This window comes from Flavobacterium bizetiae, assembly GCF_902804475.1.
GTDB classification, from domain to species: Bacteria; Bacteroidota; Bacteroidia; order Flavobacteriales; family Flavobacteriaceae; genus Flavobacterium; species Flavobacterium bizetiae.
In genome coordinates, this window is the sequence record NZ_CADCSU010000009.1 from 263 (window position 1) to 1,449 (window position 1,187).

1 pseudogene is annotated in these 1,187 nt (G+C 41.5%); it reads left to right on the forward strand.

The window, feature by feature from the left end:
* A pseudogene (locus FLACOL7796_RS00070) lies at nt 1–1,187 on the forward strand (hypothetical protein); the annotation flags it as partial.

Consider the following 1,187-nt stretch of genomic DNA (forward strand, 5'->3'; position numbering starts at 1 on the left):
TCTCAGGAACAACTTATACACCTGCTGCAGTTACAACAGACACTAATGTAACGATTAAATATACCGTTGCAGCCAATGGAAGCTGTGCTTCTACAAATTCGGATGTTAGCTTTACGGTAAATCCATTTGTAGGAACAGCGAGCAATATGACTTCTACAGCAGCAATTTGTAGTACAGGTACCAAGACTTTATCGGCTACTCCGGCAGGAGGAACATGGAGTGTTGTATCAGGCGGAGGAACTATCTCAGGAACAACTTATACACCTGCTGCAGTTACAACAGACACTAATGTAACGATTAAATATACCGTTGCAGCCAATGGAAGCTGTGCTTCTACAAATTCAGATGTTACTTTTACAGTAAATCCATTTGCAGGAACAGCAAACAATACGACTTCTACAGCAGCAATCTGCTCTACTGATACCAAGACTTTATCAGCTACACCGGCAGGAGGAACATGGAGTATTATATTAGGAGGAGGAACTATCTCAGGAACAACTTATACACCTGCTGCAGTTACAACAGATACCAATGTAACTATAAAATATACTGTTGCAGCTAATGGAAGCTGTGCTTCTACAAATTCGGATGTTACCTTTACGGTAAATCCATTTGCAGGAACAGCAAACAATACCACTTCTACAGCAGCAATCTGCTCTACTGATACCAAGACTTTATCGGCTACGCCGGCAGGCGGAACATGGAGTATTGTATTAGGAGGCGGAAGCATCTCAGGAACAACTTATACACCAGATGCTGTTACAGCAGATACCAATGTAACTATTAAATATACTGTTGCAGCTAATGGAAGCTGTGCTTCTACCAATTCAGATGTTACCTTTACGGTAAATCCATTTGCAGGAACAGCAAACAATACGACTTCTACAGTAGCAATCTGCTCTACTGATAGCAAGACTTTATCAGCTACGCCGGCAGGTGGAACATGGAGTATTGTATTAGGAGGCGGAAAAATCACGGGAACAACTTATACACCAGATGCTGTTACAACAAATACTAATGTAACAATTAAATATACCGTTGCAGCTAATGGAAGCTGTGCTTCTACCAATTCAGATGTTACCTTTACGGTAAATCCATTTGCAGGAACAGCAAACAATACGACTTCTACAGCAGCAATCTGCTCTACTGATACCAAGACTTTATCAGCTACACCGGCAGGTGGAACA